The 19,670-nt window shown below is 64.6% G+C and carries 22 protein-coding genes and 1 riboswitch; of the genes, 1 reads left to right on the top strand and 21 read right to left on the bottom strand.

Going from position 1 to position 19,670, the window contains the following annotated elements; all coding sequences use genetic code 11:
* Positions 1 to 78: 78 nt before the first annotated feature.
* From hisH to LPA34_RS17230, 20 genes are all read right to left on the bottom strand, one after another.
* On the bottom strand, positions 79 to 720 hold the full coding sequence (gene hisH, locus LPA34_RS17325) for an imidazole glycerol phosphate synthase subunit HisH (RefSeq protein WP_228980344.1): 642 nt from the start codon (positions 718 to 720) through the stop codon (positions 79 to 81).
* Complete coding sequence (locus LPA34_RS17320; protein ID WP_228980342.1) at positions 717 to 1,337, bottom strand: YchE family NAAT transporter; 621 nt, start codon at positions 1,335 to 1,337, stop codon at positions 717 to 719. The genes hisH and LPA34_RS17320 overlap by 4 nt, the downstream gene beginning before the upstream one ends.
* 42 nt (positions 1,338 to 1,379) lie before the next feature.
* Positions 1,380 to 1,967 (bottom strand): imidazoleglycerol-phosphate dehydratase HisB, encoded by a 588-nt coding sequence (gene hisB / locus LPA34_RS17315; protein ID WP_228980340.1) that lies wholly within the window; start codon positions 1,965 to 1,967, stop codon positions 1,380 to 1,382.
* A 63-nt stretch (positions 1,968 to 2,030) separates the two neighbouring features.
* Complete coding sequence (gene hisC / locus LPA34_RS17310; RefSeq protein ID WP_228980338.1) at positions 2,031 to 3,101, bottom strand: histidinol-phosphate transaminase; 1,071 nt, start codon at positions 3,099 to 3,101, stop codon at positions 2,031 to 2,033.
* Between the two features lie 111 nt (positions 3,102 to 3,212).
* Complete coding sequence (gene hisD, locus LPA34_RS17305; RefSeq protein WP_228980336.1) at positions 3,213 to 4,535, bottom strand: histidinol dehydrogenase; 1,323 nt, start codon at positions 4,533 to 4,535, stop codon at positions 3,213 to 3,215.
* A gap of 106 nt (positions 4,536 to 4,641) precedes the next feature.
* Positions 4,642 to 5,340 carry an ATP phosphoribosyltransferase gene (gene hisG / locus LPA34_RS17300; protein ID WP_228980334.1) on the bottom strand — a complete coding sequence of 233 codons (699 nt, stop codon included), beginning with the start codon at positions 5,338 to 5,340 and terminating at the stop codon, positions 4,642 to 4,644.
* Complete coding sequence (murA, locus tag LPA34_RS17295) at positions 5,337 to 6,599, bottom strand: UDP-N-acetylglucosamine 1-carboxyvinyltransferase (protein ID WP_228980333.1); 1,263 nt, start codon at positions 6,597 to 6,599, stop codon at positions 5,337 to 5,339. Before murA ends, hisG begins: the two co-directional genes overlap by 4 nt.
* A gap of 90 nt (positions 6,600 to 6,689) precedes the next feature.
* Positions 6,690 to 6,929 carry a BolA family protein gene (locus tag LPA34_RS17290; protein ID WP_228980330.1) on the bottom strand — a complete coding sequence of 80 codons (240 nt, stop codon included), beginning with the start codon at positions 6,927 to 6,929 and terminating at the stop codon, positions 6,690 to 6,692.
* Positions 6,930 to 6,942: 13 nt separating this feature from the next.
* Positions 6,943 to 7,707, bottom strand: coding sequence for an ABC transporter permease (locus LPA34_RS17285; RefSeq protein ID WP_228980328.1), 765 nt, complete (start codon positions 7,705 to 7,707; stop codon positions 6,943 to 6,945).
* Positions 7,704 to 8,630, bottom strand: a complete 927-nt coding sequence (locus LPA34_RS17280; protein ID WP_228980326.1) for an ABC transporter ATP-binding protein — start codon at positions 8,628 to 8,630, stop codon at positions 7,704 to 7,706. Before LPA34_RS17280 ends, LPA34_RS17285 begins: the two co-directional genes overlap by 4 nt.
* Before the next feature lie 158 nt (positions 8,631 to 8,788).
* A complete protein-coding gene (locus LPA34_RS17275) occupies positions 8,789 to 9,082 on the bottom strand; it encodes an STAS domain-containing protein (protein WP_228980324.1) in 294 nt (97 codons plus the stop codon).
* On the bottom strand, positions 9,079 to 9,708 hold the full coding sequence (locus LPA34_RS17270; protein WP_228980321.1) for an MlaC/ttg2D family ABC transporter substrate-binding protein: 630 nt from the start codon (positions 9,706 to 9,708) through the stop codon (positions 9,079 to 9,081). Before LPA34_RS17270 ends, LPA34_RS17275 begins: the two co-directional genes overlap by 4 nt.
* Before the next feature lie 134 nt (positions 9,709 to 9,842).
* Entirely contained in the window at positions 9,843 to 10,847 is a 1,005-nt protein-coding gene (locus LPA34_RS17265; protein WP_228980319.1) for an MlaA family lipoprotein, read from the bottom strand.
* 11 nt (positions 10,848 to 10,858) lie between these two features.
* Complete coding sequence (gene mlaD, locus LPA34_RS17260) at positions 10,859 to 11,443, bottom strand: outer membrane lipid asymmetry maintenance protein MlaD (RefSeq protein ID WP_228980318.1); 585 nt, start codon at positions 11,441 to 11,443, stop codon at positions 10,859 to 10,861.
* Between the two features lie 88 nt (positions 11,444 to 11,531).
* A complete protein-coding gene (mlaE, locus tag LPA34_RS17255) occupies positions 11,532 to 12,299 on the bottom strand; it encodes a lipid asymmetry maintenance ABC transporter permease subunit MlaE (protein ID WP_228980316.1) in 768 nt (255 codons plus the stop codon).
* A complete protein-coding gene (locus LPA34_RS17250; RefSeq protein WP_228980310.1) occupies positions 12,296 to 13,135 on the bottom strand; it encodes an ABC transporter ATP-binding protein in 840 nt (279 codons plus the stop codon). The genes mlaE and LPA34_RS17250 overlap by 4 nt, the downstream gene beginning before the upstream one ends.
* A 120-nt stretch (positions 13,136 to 13,255) precedes the next feature.
* Positions 13,256 to 14,353 carry a thiamine phosphate synthase gene (gene thiE / locus LPA34_RS17245; protein WP_228980309.1) on the bottom strand — a complete coding sequence of 366 codons (1,098 nt, stop codon included), beginning with the start codon at positions 14,351 to 14,353 and terminating at the stop codon, positions 13,256 to 13,258.
* Positions 14,350 to 15,177: a thiazole synthase gene (locus tag LPA34_RS17240; protein WP_228980307.1), complete on the bottom strand. Its 828-nt coding sequence runs from the start codon at positions 15,175 to 15,177 to the stop codon at positions 14,350 to 14,352. Before LPA34_RS17240 ends, thiE begins: the two co-directional genes overlap by 4 nt.
* 83 nt (positions 15,178 to 15,260) lie before the next feature.
* Positions 15,261 to 15,458: a sulfur carrier protein ThiS gene (gene thiS, locus LPA34_RS17235; RefSeq protein ID WP_228980305.1), complete on the bottom strand. Its 198-nt coding sequence runs from the start codon at positions 15,456 to 15,458 to the stop codon at positions 15,261 to 15,263.
* A gap of 36 nt (positions 15,459 to 15,494) precedes the next feature.
* Complete coding sequence (locus LPA34_RS17230) at positions 15,495 to 16,628, bottom strand: FAD-dependent oxidoreductase (RefSeq protein WP_228980303.1); 1,134 nt, start codon at positions 16,626 to 16,628, stop codon at positions 15,495 to 15,497.
* Between the two features lie 197 nt (positions 16,629 to 16,825).
* Positions 16,826 to 16,950: riboswitch (TPP riboswitch) on the bottom strand.
* A gap of 290 nt (positions 16,951 to 17,240) precedes the next feature.
* Between LPA34_RS17230 and LPA34_RS17225 the strand changes: the two genes are divergently transcribed.
* Positions 17,241 to 18,980 carry an ABC transporter ATP-binding protein/permease gene (locus LPA34_RS17225; RefSeq protein WP_228980301.1) on the top strand — a complete coding sequence of 580 codons (1,740 nt, stop codon included), beginning with the start codon at positions 17,241 to 17,243 and terminating at the stop codon, positions 18,978 to 18,980.
* Between the two features lie 85 nt (positions 18,981 to 19,065).
* On the opposite strand, the gene thpR is transcribed toward LPA34_RS17225, so the two are convergent.
* Positions 19,066 to 19,599 carry an RNA 2',3'-cyclic phosphodiesterase gene (gene thpR / locus LPA34_RS17220; RefSeq protein ID WP_228980299.1) on the bottom strand — a complete coding sequence of 178 codons (534 nt, stop codon included), beginning with the start codon at positions 19,597 to 19,599 and terminating at the stop codon, positions 19,066 to 19,068.
* Positions 19,600 to 19,670 lie beyond the last annotated feature (71 nt).

Below are 19,670 nucleotides of genomic sequence, written 5' to 3'. Positions count from 1 at the left end.
GCATCTGTGGGGTCCGCCCGATGCCGTGACGTCCGTGCCGCGTAAGGCGCAATGGACGGCCAGGAAGCCAGAACGCGTTCACGGGTTCCAGTGCACGAAGTTGCGGTACATGCGCAGACCCGCGTCGGCGCTCTTTTCCGGGTGAAACTGGGTCGCGAAAATGTTGTCCCGCGCCACCGCCGACGTAAAAGACACACCGTACACGGTTTCGCCCGACGTATGTGCGGCATCGTCCGGCACGACGTAATAGCTGTGCACGAAGTAGAAGAAGCTGTTGTCCGGCACGCCGTCCCACAACGGATGTGGCTGCGCCTGGCGCACGCGGTTCCAGCCCATCTGCGGCACCTTGAAGCGCGAGCCGTCGTCCTGCAGCTGGCCGTCCAGTTCGAAGCGCACGACCTTGCCCGGCATCAGCCCGAGCCCGCGCGTATCGCCCTCGGCGCTCCAGTCGAACAGCATCTGCTCGCCGACGCATACGCCCATCAACGGCTTCGCGCGCGACGCCTCGATCACGGCTTCCTGCAGGCCGGATTCTCCGAGCGAGCGCATGCAGTCGCGCATCGCGCCCTGGCCTGGCAGCACGACGCGGTCGGCCGAACGGATCGCTTCCGGCCGCTCGACGATCGCCACGTCCGCTTCGGGCGCGGCCTGTTTCAGCGCCTGCGCCACCGAGCGCAGGTTGCCCATGCCGTAATCCACAATTGCAATTGAAGTCTTCATCTCAAGTTCGGCAGCAATGCCTTTAATCCGTCGACGATGAATTCCACCGCCAGTGCCGACAACATCAACCCCATCAGCCGCGTACCGATATTGATGCCGGTGCGACCGACCCAGCGCGCGATCGGTTCGGCAAGCCGCAGCGAAAAGAAGCAGATCGCCGCGAGAACCGCGCCGATAGCCACCAGACTAACCCGGTCGTACCAGTGATGTGAACTGGCCGAATAGACGATGACCGTGCTGATTGCCCCCGGCCCGGTCAAGAGCGGAATCGCCAGCGGCACGACCGCGACGTTGTCCTTCTGCTCGGCTTCGTCGCGCTCTTCCGGTGTCGAGCGGCTGTTGCCGATCTGCGCGTTCAGCATGTTGATCGCCATCAGCAACATGATGATGCCGCCGCCCACTTCGAGCGAACCCACCGAGATTCCAAAAAAGCTGATGATCTGCTGCCCGAGCATCGTCGTCACGCCGATCACGCAGAACACCGAAATCGATGCGATACGGATCGTCCGACGCCGCTCGGCGTCCGACTGCTGCGACGTGAGGCTCAGAAAAAACGGGATGGCGCCGACCGGATTGATCAGCGCCAGCAGCGAAATAAACGACTTGGTGATATCCATCGCTAGCCGGCGCGCGGGGGCGCTGCCGGTCCGGTATGTCTTTTACAGACTTCCCTTGGTCGACGGAATCTGCCCCGCCGCGCGTTCGTCCATCTCGACGGCCATCCGCAGCGCCCGGCCAAAGGCCTTGAACACGGTTTCCATCTGATGATGGGCGTTCAGGCCGCGGAGGTTATCGATATGAAGTGTCACGCCCGCGTGGTTCACGAAGCCGCGGAAGAATTCGATGGAGAGATCGACGTCGAACGTGCCAATGCGCGCCCGCGTGAACGGCACGTGGAATTCGAGGCCGGGACGACCGGAAAAGTCGATCACGACACGCGACAGCGCTTCGTCGAGCGGCACGTACGCATGGCCGTAGCGGCGGATGCCCTTGCGGTCGCCGATCGCCTTCGCGACGGCCTGGCCGAGCGTGATGCCGGTATCTTCGACGGTGTGATGGTCGTCAATATGCAGGTCGCCATGCGCCTCGATGTCGAGATCGAACAACCCATGCCGCGCGATCTGGTCGAGCATGTGGTCGAGAAACGGGACGCCGGTGGCGAGCTTCTGCACGCCGGTGCCGTCCAGATCGATCTTCACACGGATCTGCGTTTCGCTGGTATTGCGAACGACTTCCGCCTGGCGCATGGGAATTCCTTGAATCGAGCTAGAAAAATGGATGCTGAAAATGCGTGCGCTGGACGCTGGCGGTCAATGCAGCACGAGCTTCAATGCGGCGAGCAACTGGGCGTTTTCTTCGGCCGATCCGACCGTCAAACGCACACAATTGGCCAGCAATGGGTGCATTTTACTCACGTTTTTGATCAATACCCGCGCTGTCAGCAGCGTCTCGAACAGGATTGACGCGTCCGGCACACGCACCAGCAGGAAATTGCCGGCGCTCGGGAACACTTCGGCGCCCGGCAGCGCGGCCACGGCCTCGGCCAGTTTCGTGCGCTGCGCGCGCAGTTCGGCGGCCTGCGAATCGAGCACGTCGATGTGATCGAGCAGGAAGCTCGCGGCCGCCTGCGTCAGCACGTTCACGTTATACGGCGGGCGCACCTTGTCGATCTCGTTCAACCACGTGGAGCGGCCAGCCAGGTAGCCCAGACGGATTCCGGCGAGACCGAGTTTCGATACCGTGCGCATCACGACGACGTTGTCGAACTGGTCCGCGCGCGGCAGCCAGCTTTGCTGCGCGAACGGCTGATAGGCCTCGTCGATCACCACGAGGCTTTTGTTCGCCGCCGTGATGATGCGCTCCATGTCGGCGTCGTCGTAGAGCGTGCCGGTCGGGTTGTTCGGGTAGGCCAGATAGACGATGGCCGGCTGATGTTCGGCGATGGCCGCGATCATCGCGTCGGCGTCGAGCGTGAAATCCGACTTCAACGGCACGCCGATGAAGTCCAGGTGCGCGAGTTTCGCCGACATCTGGTACATGACGAAGCCCGGCACCGGCGCCAGCACTTTCGCGCCGGGATTCGCGCACGCCATCGAGATCATGCTGATGATCTCGTCGGAACCGTTGCCGAGCAGCACGTCGCACGCAGCAGGCACGTTCATCACGCGCTTGATCTTTTCGATCAGCGCTTCCGGACGCGGCGCCGGATAACGGTTCAGCGCGACGCCTGCCAGATGCTCGCCGAGATGCGCAGCCAGCACCGGTGGCAATGGAAACGGGTTTTCCATCGCGTCCAGCTTGATGAAGCCGGCCGCGTCGGGCACGGGATAGCTTGTCATCGCGAGCACGTCGCGGCGGATGATGTCTTGTGGTGTCGTCATGATGGGGTGGGCCGGCGCGCACGGCGCGTCTGCCTGACACGGGCGGCATGTGCGCCGCCCTGGTTGGCCAGTGTTCTTGTTGTGTTACACGCGATTAATACGGTGTTGCGCTCAGCCGTTCTGCCTCATCCGGTACTCGGCGCTACGCGCATGGGCTGGAAGGCCTTCGCCGTATGCCAGTTCCGCCGCGATCTCGCCGAGCGTCTGCGCGCCTTCGGCGCTGACCTCGATCACGCTCGACCGCTTGAAGAAATCATAGACGCCGAGCGGCGACGAGAACCGTGCGGTACGAGACGTAGGCAGCACGTGATTGGGGCCCGCGCAGTAGTCGCCGAGACTTTCGCTGGTGTAGCGGCCAAGGAAAATCGCGCCGGCGTGGCGAATCAGCTTGCCCCATTGATGCGGTTCGAGCGCGGAGATTTCGAGATGCTCCGGCGCGATGTCGTTGGCGATCGCGCAGGCTTCCGCCATGTCGCGTACCTTGATCAGCGCGCCGCGCCCTTCGAGCGAAGCGCGAATCACGTCCTGACGCGGCATCGTGGGCAGGAGTTCCTCGATCGCTTCCTGCACACGGCGGATGAACGCGTCGTCCGGGCACAGCAGGATCGACTGCGCGAGCTCGTCGTGCTCGGCCTGCGAGAACAGGTCCATCGCGATCCAGCGCGGGTCGGTGGTGCCGTCGCACAGCACGAGGATTTCCGAGGGGCCGGCGATCATGTCGATGCCGACCGTGCCGAACACGCGACGCTTCGCCGAAGCGACGTACGCGTTGCCCGGGCCGCAGATCTTGTCGACGGCCGGCACGGTTTCGGTGCCGTACGCGAGTGCGGCCACGGCCTGCGCGCCACCGATCGTGAACACGCGATCGACGCCGCCCAGCAGCGCTGCCGCCAGTACAAGCGGATTTTTCACGCCGTCCGGCGTCGGCACGACCATGACAATCTCGCGCACGCCGGCGACGCGCGCCGGAATCGCGTTCATCAGCACCGACGACGGATACGCCGCCTTGCCGCCCGGCACATAGATACCCGCGCGATCGAGCGGCGTGATCTTCTGGCCGAGCACGGTGCCGTCGGCTTCCGTGTACTGCCAGCTATGGCTGCCGCATTCGATTTTCTGCTTCTCGTGATACCCGCGCACCCGGGCGGCGGCGGCTTCGAGCGCCGCGCGGCGCTTCGGCTCGAGGCCTTCGAGCGCTGCTTCGAGTTCCGACATCGGCAGTTCCAGCGCGTCGACGCTCTTCGCCTCCAGCCGGTCGAAGCGGTTCGTATAGTCGAGCACGGCGGCGTCGCCGCGCGACTTCACGTCGGCCAGAATCTGCGCGACCGAGCGCTCGATCGCTTCGTCCTCGCTCGCCTCGAACGCGAGCACCGCGTGCAGCGCCTGGCGGAAATCGGCGGCGCTGGAATCGAGTTTGCGAATCTTGATAGACATACGGGTATCCGTTTCGGTAAAGCGCGTACTGCTCGTGCGGGTTCTTCAGATGCTGCGCGGTGTTGCTCGTTACGTCATGTGTTGCGTGATGCGGTAACCGCCTGCCTCACGCGGCCGCGTGATGACTGCGCGACGCGCGTTCGAACGCATCGAGAATCGGACGCAGTGCCGCGCGCTTCAACTTGAGCGCGGCCTGATTCACAACGAGCCGCGACGAGATCTGCATGATCTCCTCGACTTCGACCAGGTTGTTCGCGCGCAACGTGCCGCCCGAACTCACCAGATCGACGATCGCATCGGCGAGGCCGACGAGCGGCGCCAGCTCCATCGACCCATACAGCTTGATCAGGTCGACGTGCACGCCCTTCGCCGCGAAATGCTCGCGCGCGGTTTCCACGTACTTCGTCGCGACGCGCAGCCGCGCGCCCTGGCGCACGGCGCTCGCGTAATCGAAGCCGCCCTTCACCGCGACCGACATCCGGCAACGCGCGATATCGAGATCGATCGGCTGGTACAGGCCGCCGCCGCCGTGTTCGAGCAGCACGTCCTTGCCGGCCACGCCGAAATCAGCGGCGCCGTATTCGACGTACGTCGGCACGTCGGTGGCGCGCACGACGATGACGCGCACGTTCGGATCGTTCGTCGGCAGGATCAGCTTGCGTGACGTTTCAGGATCCTCGGTGACCTCGATACCCGCTGCGGCAAGCAGCGGCACGGTTTCCTCGAAGATACGCCCTTTCGACAGCGCGAGCGTCAGCGGCGCGTTCACCGCCGGCGAAGACGACGTCTGCGGCACCGAACTCATGCCTGGCTCCCGTGAATACGGCTCACCTTCGCGCCGACGGCCGTCAGCTTCGTTTCCATCCGGTCGTAGCCGCGATCCAGGTGGTAAATGCGGTCGATCAGTGTTTCGCCATCGGCGCACAGGCCCGCGATCACGAGACTCGCCGACGCGCGCAGATCGGTCGCCATCACCTTCGCGCCCGACAGTTGCGTGACGCCGTTCACGAGCGCCGTGTTGCCGTCGATCGTGATGTTCGCGCCGAGGCGGTTCAGTTCCTGCACGTGCATGAAGCGGTTCTCGAAGATCGTTTCGACGACCTGCGAAGTGCCGTTCGCGATCGTATTGAGCGCCATGAACTGCGCCTGCATGTCGGTCGGGAACGCCGGGTATTCCGACGTGCGCACGCTCACGGCATGCGGCCGCTGGCTCATCTTCACGCGCATCCAGTCCTCGCCTTCCTCGATCGTGACGCCGGCTTCGCGCAGCTTGTCCGTCACCGCCTCGAGAATCAGCGGACGCACGTGGCGCAGCACCACATCGCCGCCCGCCGCCGCGACCGCGCACAGGAACGTGCCGGCTTCGATGCGGTCTGGAATGACCGTGTGCTTCGCGCCGTGCAGCTTCTCGACGCCCTGGATCACCAGACGGTCCGTACCGATGCCTTCGATCCGCGCGCCCATCGCGACGAGCAGTTGCGCGAGATCGCCGACTTCCGGTTCACGCGCGGCGTTTTCGATCACCGTTTCGCCTTCGGCCAGCACGGCGGCCATCAGCAGGTTTTCCGTGCCGGTGACCGTGATCATGTCCGTGACGATACGCGCGCCCTTCAGACGCTTCGCGCGCGCTTCGATAAAGCCGTGTTCGATGTTGATCTCGGCGCCCATCGCCTGCAGACCCTTGATGTGCTGGTCGACCGGACGCGCGCCGATGGCGCAGCCTCCCGGCAGCGACACCTTCGCTTCGCCGAAGCGCGCGAGCAGCGGCCCGAGCACGAGAATCGACGCACGCATCGTCTTCACGAGTTCGTACGGCGCGACCAGGTTGTCGACCTTCGATGCGTCGAGCGCGACCCGGCTGCCGCTCTCCTCGGTGCGCATGCCCATCTGGCGCAGCAGCTTCAGCATCGTGCGCACGTCCTGCAGGTCGGGCACGTTGTCGAGATGAACCGGATCGGCGCTCAGCAAGCCAGCGCACAGGATCGGCAACGCCGCGTTCTTTGCACCGGAGACAACGATCTCACCCGCGAGCCGCTGGCCCCCAACGATAACGAGTTTGTCCATGCCTGTCTGTTCCTGATCTGCCCGATTGAGGATGGCGGCGCTGCTACCGGCGCTGCGTGTTTCTTGAGTAATTCGCACTGATTTTCCAGATTACGCGTTTTGCCATTCGGCGGGCGTCAGCGTCTTCATGCTGAGCGCGTGAATTTCCTGTTTCATGCGATCGCCGAGCGCCGCATAAACGAGTTGATGGCGCTGGATCAGACGCTTGCCTTCGAAGCTGGGCGAAACGATCGTCGCAAAAAAATGCTGACCGTCGCCTTCGACTTCGAGGTGCTCGCACACGAGCCCATTGGCGATGTAGTTCTTGATCTGTTCGGGAGTCGGCAACATGGGATGCTCCTCGTCAGTGGCGCAGCTTGTAGCCGGTTGCGAGCATGCGCATCGCCAGCACGGCCAGCACCACAAAGAAACCGGTGACAATCGCAAGGCTCACGAGCGGATCGATATCCGACATCCCGAAGAAACCGAAGCGAAAGCCGTCGATCATGTAGAAAAAAGGATTCAGCCGCGATACTTCGCGCCACACCGGCGGCAGTGAATGCGTCGAGTAGAACACGCCCGAAAGGAACGTGAGCGGCGTGATCAGGAAATTCTGGAACGTCGCGAGCTGGTCGAATTTCTCCGCCCAGATGCCGGCGATCAGGCCGAGCGTGGCGAGAATCGCCGCGCCGAGCAACGCAAACGCAACGATATAGAACGGCGCCACGAAGCTGACCGGAATGAAACACACCGTCACGACGAATACGCCGAAGCCAACCGCGAGACCGCGCACGAGCGCGGCCAGCACGTAGGCGCCGAACATCTCGCCGTGCGAGAGCGGCGGGAGCAGCACGAACACGAGATTGCCGGTGATCTTCGACTGGATCAGCGAGGACGAACTGTTCGCGAACGCGTTCTGCAACACGCTCATCATCACGAGACCGGGAATCAGGAAGCTCGTGTAGCCGACGCCCGGATACACCTGCACGTGGCTGCTCAGCGCATGACCGAAGATCGTCAGATACAGCAGCGCGGTCACGACCGGCGCGAGCACGGTCTGAAACGCCACCTTCCAGAACCGCAGGATTTCCTTGTAGAACAAGGTACCGAATCCGCTATAGCCGCTCATGCCAGTCCCTCGATCACTTCCGGACCGTTCATCACCTGAACGAATACGTCTTCGAGATCGGCCTTGCGGACCTCGATTTCCTCGAACGTGCAGCCTGCCGCGCGGCACTGCGCGAGAATCTTCTCGACGTCGTCATAGCTCGCGAGCCGCAGCAGATGCTGGCGGCCCTGCACGTTGAGCGGATCGACTTCGAGCGACCGGAGGTCGGCCGGCAACACGCCCGCGGCAAACCGCACGAACAGTTGCAGGCCGGCGAACCGCTGCAGCAGCGTGCTCGTGCGATCGAGCGCCACTACCTCGCCGCGACGCAGCATCGCGATGCGGTCGCACAGCGATTCGGCTTCTTCCAGATAGTGCGTGGTGAGCACGATCGTGTGGCCATCGCGATTCAGGCGGGAGATGAACTTCCACAGCGTCTGACGCAGCTCGACGTCGACGCCGGCGGTCGGCTCGTCGAGGACGATCACGGGCGGACGGTGCACCAGCGCCTGCGCAACGAGGACGCGCCGCTTCATGCCGCCCGACAGCGCGCGCATGTTGGCGTCGGCTTTTTCGGTGAGATCGAGATTGGCCATCACCTCGTCGATCCACGCGTCGTTGTTGCGCAGGCCGTAGTAGCCAGACTGGATGCGCAGCGTCTCGCGCACGGTGAAGAACGGATCGAACACGAGTTCCTGCGGCACGACGCCGAGCGCGCGACGCGCTTCGCGGAAGTCGTCGACCACGTCGTGGCCGCGCACCGCGATGTTGCCTTCGTCGGCCCGGGCGAGGCCCGCGAGGATGCTGATGAGCGTCGTCTTGCCCGCGCCGTTCGGGCCGAGCAGCCCGAAAAACTCACCTTCTTCGACTGTGAAGTTGACGCCCTTGAGCGCCTGCAAATCCTTGTAGCGTTTCTTGACGTTACGAATTTCTATGGCTGGCATGACTGTGCGCCGCTTGAGTAACGGCGCCGTATAGGTGCTAAAGGATGCGGGGAGATGCGGAAATGGGGCCGGTTGAAAGCCCCAAAAAACGTTTGATTATAGGGCAAAGTCCGACCGGCCAACCTGGCCCTGCAGATGGGGATGCGACGCGTGGAGCGTCAATGTCGCGCGGACAGGAGGGTATCGACGCCGTAGGCTTGCGCGAGACTGGCGAGACCAGCCGGCAGATTGATGATGTCGAGCGGCGCGCCACGCTCGCTCGCCGCACGCTGCCATGCGAGCAGCACGGCAAGCGCGGAGGAGTCGAACTGGGCAAGCGGCGCGCAATCGACGCCAGTCGCGCCGCCCGCGATGCGGGCGAGGCCCGCCGCGAGCGCGGCTTTCGCGCTCGCGTGGGTCAGCGTCGTGCCGGTTTCGAAGCGGCTCGCCGTGCGGTTCGCGACGTCGCTCACGAGGTCTTGCCCGCGGCCAGTTGCTGGTTACGTTGCGTGAGGAACTGGATCAGGCCGTCCACGCCGTGCTGCTGGATCTGCTCGTTGAACTGCTGCTGGTACGCCTGGATCAGCCACGCGCCGAGCACGTTGATGTCATAGACGCGCCAGCCTTGCGGCGTCTTGTACAGACGATAGTCGAGTTCGATCGGCTGGCCGTTGTTCATCACGACCGAGCGCACCACGACGTCGGTATCCTCAGGATTGGCGCGGAACGGCTTGTACTGGATCTGCTGGTCCTTCACCTGGGCAAGTGCGCCCGAGTACGTGCGGATCAGCAGCATCTTGAACTGCTCGACTACCTGCGCCTGCTGCTCGGGCGTTGCCGTGCGCCAGTTGCGGCCCATCGCGAGTTGCGTCGTGCGGCGGAAGTCGGTGTACGGCAGGATCTTCTCGTTGACGAGCTTCGTGATGTGGCTGATATCGCCCGACTGGATCGACTTGTCGCTCCGCACGGCGTCGATCACCTGGTCGGTGACGGTCTTGATCATGCCGTCCGGCGAGCTGGTATCGACCGCTTGCGCAAACGCGCCCGTACTGAACGAAAAGAATGCGGCAAACAACGGAATCAGAAAGAATTTTTTCATTTCAAGCCCTGCGTTAAAAATTACGGCAACCTTTTGAGCCGACGATAGCACGCGAGTTCATCCGCAATCCATCGCGAAACTGCGAGAGTCGTTTCCAGGTGTTACGGGACTCGACTCGCACGGCCCGGCGCAACTCAGTGCAGCCGGAACGACGGGAAATTGAATTTCGGCGGCACGATCTGGTCGGCCGGCACCTGGGTTTCCTGACCGCCCGGCCCCTGATCTTCACCTTCCGCGCCAGACGCCGGCACAGCCGGCACAGGGCCCGGCGCGAGGCCGTTGAGCGCCGCGCCGCCTGCCGCTGCCGGCACACCCGATGACGGCGCAGCAGCACCGCTCGCCGGCGCCGGCGCCGGCGCCGCTGCGGCACCTGCCGCCGCACCTCCATCGACATCCTCGTATTTCGGCAGCGGCGCGCTGTCGCCATAATCCGGCAAGCCTGCACCTGCCGCCGATGAACCGTCCGAAATCTGATACCGGCGGCGCTGCAGATACGCATTACGCACGAACGAATACTTGTCGAGCGCGGCGCCCTCAAGCACGTCGCTCGCGCCCAGCAGGTTCGCACGCGTGCTGATGATGTTCAGACCGTACAGCGCCCAGCTCAGGCCATCCGGTTGAATGTACGACAGCGGATTCACATAGTAGTTACCAACCGTGCCGACCGCGTCACGCACTGTGCTCGGACCGAACAGCGGCAGCACCAGATACGGCCCCGGCGGCACGCCGTAGTGCCCCATCGTGAGCCCGAGGTCCTGGTTGTGCTTCGGCAGCTTCGCGAGCGTTGCCACGTCGAACAGGCCGCCGACGCCGAAAATCGTGTTGATCACGATCCGCATGATGTCTTCGACACCATCGGTGATCTTCAGCTGCAGCAGGTTGTTCGCAGCGGTGTACACATCGCCGATATTCGAGAAGAAGTTGGTGACGCTGTCGCGCACCGGCTGCGGCGTGATGTACACATAACCCTGTGCCACCGGCTTCAGCGCGTACTGGTCGACCTTGTCGTTGAACGTGAAGATCGTCCGGTTGAATCCTTCCAGCGGGTCTTCCTTCGTCGGCGTCTGAACAGTTGCACACCCCGTCAGCGTCGCCGCCGTCAGCGCAAGCGTGAGGGTGCGAGCGCGCATGGTCTTCATTTTTATTCTCCTTATTGGCCTGCGGCGCCGGAGGCGGGCAATGTCGGTGCCGCAGCAGGTCCGGGCACCGGCGCCGGAACAGCAGGGGCGGCGGGCATCGCCGGTGCGGGAGCCGCGGACGAACCGGCTTTCGACGCGCCGGAATCCGCTGCCTTGCTATACAGGAACTGTCCGATCAGGTTTTCCAGCACGATGGCCGACTGCGTCATCGTGATCGTATCGCCCGCCTTCAGCATTTCGCTGTCGCCGCCCGGTTCGAGCCCGATGTACTGCTCACCGAGCAGGCCCGACGTCAGGATCTTGGCGGAACTGTCCTTCGGAAACTGGTATTGACGGTCGATATCGATCGTGACGACGGCCTGATACGTGTTGCTGTCGAAGCCGATCGACTCCACCCGGCCGACGGTCACGCCCGCGCTTTTCACCGGCGCGCGCGGCTTCAATCCGCCGATATTGTCGAACTTGAGCTTGACGGGGTAAGTCGCCTGAAACGACAGCGAGCTCATGTTGCCGGCCTTCAGCGCGAGAAACAGCAGCGCCACGAAACCCAGCACCACGAACAGGCCGACCCAGAAGTCGATAGCAGTTTTTTTCATCGTCATCCCAAAGAGAATCCGCCGCTGCGTGGCGCATCCGCGCGGCACGGCGAACGCGCGCCGCCCCGCGGATGCAACCCGCGCGGTCTTAGCTGAACATCAGTGCGGTCAGCAGGAAATCGAGGCCGAGTACGGCGAGCGACCCGTACACGACGGTTTTTGTCGTCGCGCGGGAGACGCCTTCCGGAGTGGGCTGTGCTTCATAGCCCTGGAACAGCGCGATGAACGTCACCGCGAAACCGAACACGATACTCTTGATCACGCCATTGCCGACATCACGCCACACATCGACGCCGCCCTGCATCTGCGACCAGAACGCGCCGGAATCGACGCCGATCATCAGCACACCCACCACGTACCCGCCGATCACGCCAACCGCGCTGAAAATCGCGGCCAGCACCGGCATCGCGATGATGCCGGCCCACAGGCGCGGCGCGATGACGACCTTGAGCGGATCGACCGCCATCATTTCCATCGCGGTCAGTTGCTCACCGGCTTTCATGAGCCCGATCTCGGCGGTCAGCGACGTGCCCGCGCGCCCGGCGAACAGCAACGCGGTCACCACCGGTCCGAGTTCGCGCACGAGCGAAAGTGCGACGAGGAGCCCGAGCGCCTGCTCGGAGCCATAACGGTTCAGCGTGTAATAGCCCTGCAATCCCAGCACGAAGCCGACGAACAGCCCCGACACGCCAATGATCACCAGCGAATAGTTGCCGACGAAGTGGATCTGCTTCGTGACAAGCCGCGGACGACGCAGCAGCGGGAACAATTCGAGCACGAGACGCAGGAACATGCGCGTCGCGTAACCCGCGGTGCCAAGCCCGCCGATTACCGAGCGCCCAATCGCACTGATCATGGCTGACCTCCGCCGATGCCGAAGTCCGCCGCGAGGGGCGTTGTGCTCGGGTAGTGGAATTTGAACGGGCCGTCGGGCGCGCCGTCGATGAACTGGCGCACGGTCGGATCGTTCGACGCGCGCAGCTCGGCGGGCGTGCCTTCGGCATGCACGCCGCCGTTGGCGAGGAAGTAGACGTAATCGGCGATGGCGAACGATTCGGGCACGTCGTGCGTGACAAGAATCGACGTGGCGCCGAGCGCGCTGTTGAGTGCGCGAATCAGGTTGGCGGTGATGCCGAGCGAGATCGGATCGAGTCCGGCGAACGGCTCGTCGTACATCATCAGTTGTGGATCGAGCGCAATGGCGCGGGCAAGCGCGACGCGGCGCGCCATGCCGCCCGAAATCTCCGAAGGCGCGAGATCGCGTGCGCCGCGCAGGCCGACGGCATTGAGCTTCATCAGCACGAGGTCGCGAATCAGTTCGTCGGGGAGATCGGTGTGTTCGCGCAGCGCGAACGCGACGTTTTCGAACACCGACATGTCGGTGAAGAGCGCGCCGAACTGGAACAGCATGCCCATCTTGCGGCGCAGGGCGTACAGGCCGTCGCGCGTCTGCGCGCCGATATCCTGCCCGTGGAACAAAACCTGGCCGCGCGTCGCGCGTACGAGGCCGCCGATCAGGCGCAGCACCGTGGTCTTGCCGCACCCGGAGCCGCCCATGACTGCAACCACCTGACCGCGCTGAAAGCGCAGGTTCAGGCCGGACAGGACGAGCCGGTCGCCATAGCCGAAGTCGACGTCGCGAAGCTCGAGGAGGTTCCCGGAAGCGGAAAATGCGGAAAATGCGGAAGGCACGGAAGGCACGGAAGGCACGAAGCTGACAGTCCTTTTACGGGTATACAGAACGCCGGATTATAGGGCCATCGTGAAAAACCTGCCTTGACGTGCCCGGTCCCCGCTAAGGGTATCCCCGGATTATTGCAGAAAGGCGCGTTGCAGCGCAGAAACGGCCGCAGCCGGGTCGGCGGCGTCCGTGACGGCGCGCACGACGGCGGCGCTGCCGACGCCCGTCGCCAGCACGTCCGGCAGCACCTGTGCGTCGATGCCGCCAATCGCCACCAGCGGCACGACGCCGTCCAGCAGCTTCACGTAGCGCGCGAGCCGCGCAAGGCCTTGTGGCGCGGTCGGCAGGGTTTTGGTCGTGGTCGCGAACACCGCGCCGAACGCAAGATAGCTCGGGCGGAAATGCAGCGCGACCAGCATCTCGTAATAGCCGTGCGTCGACAGACCGACGCGGATGCCGGCGGCATTCAGCTTGTGCAGGTCGGCGGTGTGGAGATCCTCCTGACCGAGGTGAACGCCGTACGCGCCCGCGTCGATCGCGGCCTGCCAGTGATCGTTGACGAACATCTGCGCGTCGTGTTTGCGTCCCGCCGCGACGCTGCGGGCGATTTCGTCCGCGAGGCCGGCGTCGGCGGCCTTGTGACGCAACTGGACCGTCTTCACGCCGAAATCGAGCACGCGCTCGACCCATTCGGCGTCCGGCAGCACCGCATACAGGCCGAGCCGGTCGGGACAGCGCGGGAATGGCTGCGCCGGTGCCCGCGGCAGGCCCGGCACGCGAGGGAAACGCGACAGATCGACCGGCCACGCATCGGCGCTCGCTGTTTCGTCGCCGTCGCGCCATGCCATTGCAAGCACCAGCGCGTTGTGCGGCTCGAAACCGCAATCAAGGAATGCAGCGAGCGCGGCGATCCAGTCGTCAGAAAGATGGCCTTCGAGCGGATAGCGCTCGCCGCCCAGGTGCAGCGTGGCCGCGCTGTCGGACGCCTCGATCACGCCTGCGCCCCGCACCAGCCATTTCGCGACGTGCTCGCCGTGATGCTGGAGATCGGCGACGATGATCAGGTCGCCGCCGTTCGGCGCGTCCGGCGCTGTCAGGCAGAGGCGCCACGGCGCGTGAGTCGGCGGCCAGTCGCCGAGACGGGCACGGATACGTTCGGCCGCTTCGGTGAGTTCATCGGCCGGCGGCCAGAAAAGATCCCGGCCCGAGAGCGGCAGCGTCCGCGTCATGCGGCGCTCCCGTCCTGATGCCAGAACGGCATGCCGACGACCGGCGTGCTCGCGTGCGCCGTTTCGCGCTCAGCCATCGGACCCGCGACGTACGCGCCGCGCCCCGCTTCGACGCCAAGCGCGAACGCGCGCGCCATCGCTTCGGGATGCGTCGCCTGAGACACCGCCGTGTTGAGCAGCACGCCGTCGAAGCCCCACTCCATCACCTGGCACGCATGCGACGGCACGCCGAGCCCCGCGTCGACGATCAGCGGCACATCGGGCAGCCGTTCGCGCAGCACGCGCAGACCGTACGGATTCACGACGCCCTTGCCGGTGCCGATCGGCGCGCCCCACGGCATCAACGCCTCGCAGCCGGCGTCGAGCAGACGGCGGCCGATCACGAGATCCTCCGTGCAGTACGGCAGCACCTTGAAGCCATCCTTCACGAGCTGCGCGGCCGCTTCGATCAGACCGACCGGATCCGGCTGCAGCGTGTAGTCGTCGCCGATCAGTTCGAGCTTGATCCAGTCGGTCTCGAAGATTTCGCGCGCCATGTGCGCGGTCGCGATCGCCTCGCCGACCGTCTGGCAGCCGGCCGTGTTGGGCAAAAGCGGCACGCCGTGGCGCTTCAGCAGGTCGAAGAAGCCAGCTTCCGCACTGCCTTCATTCATTTGCCGGCGCAGCGCGACAGTGACCATGCCGGGCCGCGCAGCGTCAATCGAGTCCGACAGCGACTGCAGCGACGGATAGCGCGACGTGCCGAGCAGCACGCGGCTTGCGAAGGTCTGACCGTAGAGCGTGAGCGCGTCGACGGGTGCGGGAGCGAGAGAAAGCGAAGTCATGATGAAATCCTTGCGTCTGACGGATTGCGCGTGCGTTTGGCGCGTTTCGGGCGGCAGCACTGGCCAGCCGCCGGGCGACCCACTCAGCCGCCCGCGACCGGTTGCACGACGTCGAGCCGGTCGCCCGGCTGCAATGCGCGGGCCGCGTGCTGCGTACGCGCGACGAAATCGCCGTTCAGCGCCACCGCGAAGGGCGGCCGCGCGCCAAAGGCGGACAGCGCGTCAGCAACAGTTGCGCCTTCGGGCAACGAGAGCGGCTTCTGGTTGATGTGTATATCCATGATGTTCAGCGTCAGTCAGTGGCAGCGCGGCGTCGTTCACGCCAGCGCCTGCCGGGTATCCAGATGGAAAAGCTCGGTCCAGCGCTCGTCGCGCCGCCAGTCCTCGAAGGCATCGGTATCGGCGACGCGTCCGTCGAGCAGCGCGCCGGCGAAGCGCACGGCTTCTTCCGCGACTTCGGGCGCGATCATATAGCCGTGCCGGTACAGGCCGTTCACGCGCAGCATGCTGGCGCCGTCCCAGAGAAGCGCCGGACGGTGATCCGGCAAGGTCGGCCGGCATTGCGAATTCAGCTCCAGAATGCGCGCCTCGCCGAAGCCCGGATGCACCGAAAATGCGGCGCTCAGCAACTCCAGCGCCGAGCGCACGGTCACGGGCGACATGTCCTCGCCTTCGATCTCCGTTGCGCCGATCACATAGAGATCGTGCTCTTTCGGCGCGATATAAAGCGGGTAACGCGGATGCAGCAGCCGCACCGGACGCGTCAGCGCGATGCCCGGCGCGTGGATCCGCGCCACTTCGCCGCGAATGCCGCGCAGCGTCGACCATGCGGGCTTCGCGCCGAGCCCGCGGCAATCGATCGTCACGCGCGCGGCCGGCAAGGCATGATCGTCGACCGATGTATTCCAGTGCGTCTCGACGCCCCGTTCGGCGAGCCCGGCAGCGAGCGCCGACAGCACCTGGCGATTATCGAGTTGCCCTTCATGCGGCAGCAGCCAGCCCTGCGTGAAACGGCCAGCCAGCGCAGGTTCGGCCTCGCCGATCTGTGCGCCCGACAGCTTCACGAATCCGCCGTCGACGAGCTCCGCAGGCGCGTTCGCCCGCACGCGGCGCTCGAACAGCGGCGCCTCGTTACGATCCGAGTGATGCCAGACCACGAGCGTGCCGTTACGCTGGAAAAACACCGGCTCGGGCAATTCGGCCAGCAGGCGCGGCCACGCCGCCAGCGATGCCTCGCCGAGCCGGGTAATCAGCAATTCAGCACTGGCGGCTTCGGCGAGCGGCGCGAGCATCGCTGCCGCCACCCATGCGGCAGCACGCGTGCCTGCCGCATCGCCGCGTTCGTACAGCGCCACGCGATGCCCGGCGCCGGCCAGCCGCCACGCGACGAGGCGCCCGCACAGGCCGCCGCCGATGACGGCGAAATCGGGTTGTTGCGCGCGCGCGTTCATTGCCACACTCCCGGCGCGCACGAAGCGATGCCTTCAGGTGTGACGCGAATGAAGCTAAAAACTGAAGAATGAGCGGTCATCGAATCCTTTTCCGTACGGCAAAAAGCGCACGTACCCAAGGACGAAACCGGCGGGCGAGCCGGCCGGGCGTAAAGCCCATCCAGTGACGGATGGCGCCCGGCGGGGAATGGAAGAAATGGCAACTTCCGGAAACTTCCCGCGCCGGTATTACCCGGATCGGGTGCGAAGGGTGTCTCTCAGCCTCGCCACAACTCCATGGAAACCCATGCAGCCCGCACGCGAAGCACCCCTGTTTCGTCAAAAGTCATTAGACCATAAAAGGCGCGGCAGCCGCAAACCGGCCGGGCGGCCCGCAATCGCGGCAAATCCATACGGCCACGGGCACCGGTCTGGCACAATGGCGCGTCAACGGGGATGCGTGGTGCGTCACTACACGCCCTGCCCGCAGGGCTTACGTCAGGCAGCAGCGCCCCCGATCATTTAAGTTCAGGTTAAGCCAGGGTCAGGACAATCCGGCCCGGGAGCGAACGTGCGCGCTTCTCGTCACTGGACGTGCCCGCGCGTTGCGCCATTCCGTTTTAAAGGACGCTTATGACTGAAAAACCGACAGGCTCCGCGGATACCGATATCACCGCATGGGGTCTCATCAAGCCATACTGGGTGTCCGAGGATCGATGGCGCGCGCGCGGCCTTCTCGCGCTCGTGATCGCGATGAACATGACGATGGTCGCGGCCAACGTCTGGTTCAACAGCTGGCAGCGCACCTTCTTCGATGCGATCCAGCAATACGACTTCCCCGTCTTCAAACATTCGCTGCTGCAGTTCACCGTCATCGCGATGGCGCTGATCCTGCTCGGCTCGTACCGCACGTACTTCAGGCAGATGCTCGAGTTCCGCTGGCGACAGTGGCTCACCACGAAGTACCTGAACGACTGGCTCGGCGACCGCGCGTTTTACCGCATCGAGCGCGACCGTCTCGCGGACAACCCCGACCAGCGGGTATCCGTCGACCTGCAGGCGCTCGCGAGCGCAACGCTGAATCTCGCGCTCGGCCTGCTCTCCACCACGGTCACGCTGTTCTCGTTCATCGTGATCCTGTGGAACCTGTCGGGCGCGCTGGCGTTTCATCTGTTCGGCATCGGGTTCAACATTCCGGGCTATATGGTGTGGGCGGCGCTGGTCTATGCGGCGGTCGGCTCGTACGTGACGCACAAGGTCAACCATCCGCTGGTGTCGATCAACTACCAGCAGCAGCGCGTCGAAGCAGACTTCCGTTTCTCGCTGATCCGCATCCGCGAAAACGCCGACCAGATCGCGCTGTATCAGGGCGAGCCCGCGGAAGAGCGGGCGTTGAATGGCGTGTTCGGACACATCCGCGACAACTGGCGCCTCATCATGCGTTTCACGCGGCGCTTCAATATCGTCGTGATCAGTTACTCGCAACTGGCGATCGTGTTTCCGTATATCGCCGCTGCGCCCAAGTATTTCTCGAAGAGCATATCGCTTGGCGTCTACCAGCAGGTGACGGGCGCGTTCGGCACCGTCAGCGATTCGTTTTCGTGGTTCATCAACAATTACGATTCGCTCGCCGAATGGCGCGCTACCGTGAACCGTCTGCGGGAATTCCATCGCGTGATGGGCGACCAGCATCTGCGCGAATCGGTATCGGGCGGCACGTATCACGGCGGCATCAACGTTCACATGACGGACACGCAGACGCTCACCGTCGACGATCTGCAACTGCAGCATCCCGATGGCACGCCGCTGTCGAACATCGGCTCGTTCCGCATCGCGCCGAAGTCGCGCTGGCTCGTGCGCGGTCCTTCGGGTTCGGGCAAGAGCACGTTGATGCGCTCGCTCGCCGGCCTCTGGCCGTTCGGAGAAGGCACGATCGAAGCGCCCGCCGGCGCGAAGCTGATGTTCGTGCCGCAACGCAGCTATCTGCCGATCGGCACACTGAAGGCAGCGCTCACCTATCCGTCCGACGAGTCCGTTTTCACCGACGAAGCCTGTCGCGAAGCGCTCACGGTCTGCAACCTGCCGGAACTCGCCGGGCGTCTCGCCGAACATGGGCACTGGGAACGCACGCTGTCGCCGGGTGAGCAGCAGCGTCTCGCGGCCGCGCGCGTGCTGCTGCAGAAACCCGATTACCTGTTCCTCGACGAAGCCACGAGCGCGCTCGACCCCGACAACGAAACGTTAATCTACACCGTGCTCAACGAGCGTCTGCCTGAGACGGCGATTGTCAGCGTCGCGCACCGCAAGTCCCTCGAGGCGTTCCACAGCCAGACGATCCTCGTCGAGCGCGCGATGGAGCGGGCTGCGGCGTAAGAACCGCATCGTTCGATCGCGTCGTGCCGATCACCGGCACCGGTTCGGGTATCGGCACGACGCTCGCCACGGCGTGGCGGTTGCCCTAAGCCAGCGGCACGCTCGCGAGCGCGCTATACCGCGCGCCGTGTCGCGCGAGCGTGCTGGAGTACAACACCAGCGACTCGAAACGCGCGATGATCGCAGGCGCCACCGTGTGTACGTCGTCGATCGCCGCAGCCTCGCGACCGAAACGGGCCAGCGTGAGGTGCGGCCGGAATGCGCGGGCGTCGACGGATAAGCCCAGCTCCAGCATCAACGACCGGATGCGCCAGTCCAGCGCGACGAATTCATCCGACATCGCGAGCGTCGCCACGGTCAACCGCGGCCGGTTCGCGTTCGGCCAATGCTCCACACGCTCGATCGCAGCCGGCGCGAGCGGTACGGCTCGGGCCGTCAACGCACGGGCAAGCGCCTCGCCGTGCGCAGCCGACAGCGCGCCGATGAACGTCACCGTCAGATGCAACTGCTCGTACGGCACGCGCCGTGCCGTCGACGCGACCGGCACGGCCGCGAGCGCTTCGCGCGTCGCGGCGCTGGGCGCAAGTGCGATGAAGCAGCGTTGCCAGCCGTCGGTCATGGCGTGATCCGGTGTCAGGTATCGGGTGTCGTTGCAGCCAGGCGGGTCAGGTGCATTTTCCACTTTATCCC

This window comes from Paraburkholderia gardini (assembly GCF_907164575.1).
Taxonomy (GTDB): domain Bacteria; phylum Pseudomonadota; class Gammaproteobacteria; order Burkholderiales; family Burkholderiaceae; genus Paraburkholderia; species Paraburkholderia gardini.
Note: the sequence above shows the minus strand (reverse complement) of the source record. Positions and strands in the feature narration are given on the sequence as shown.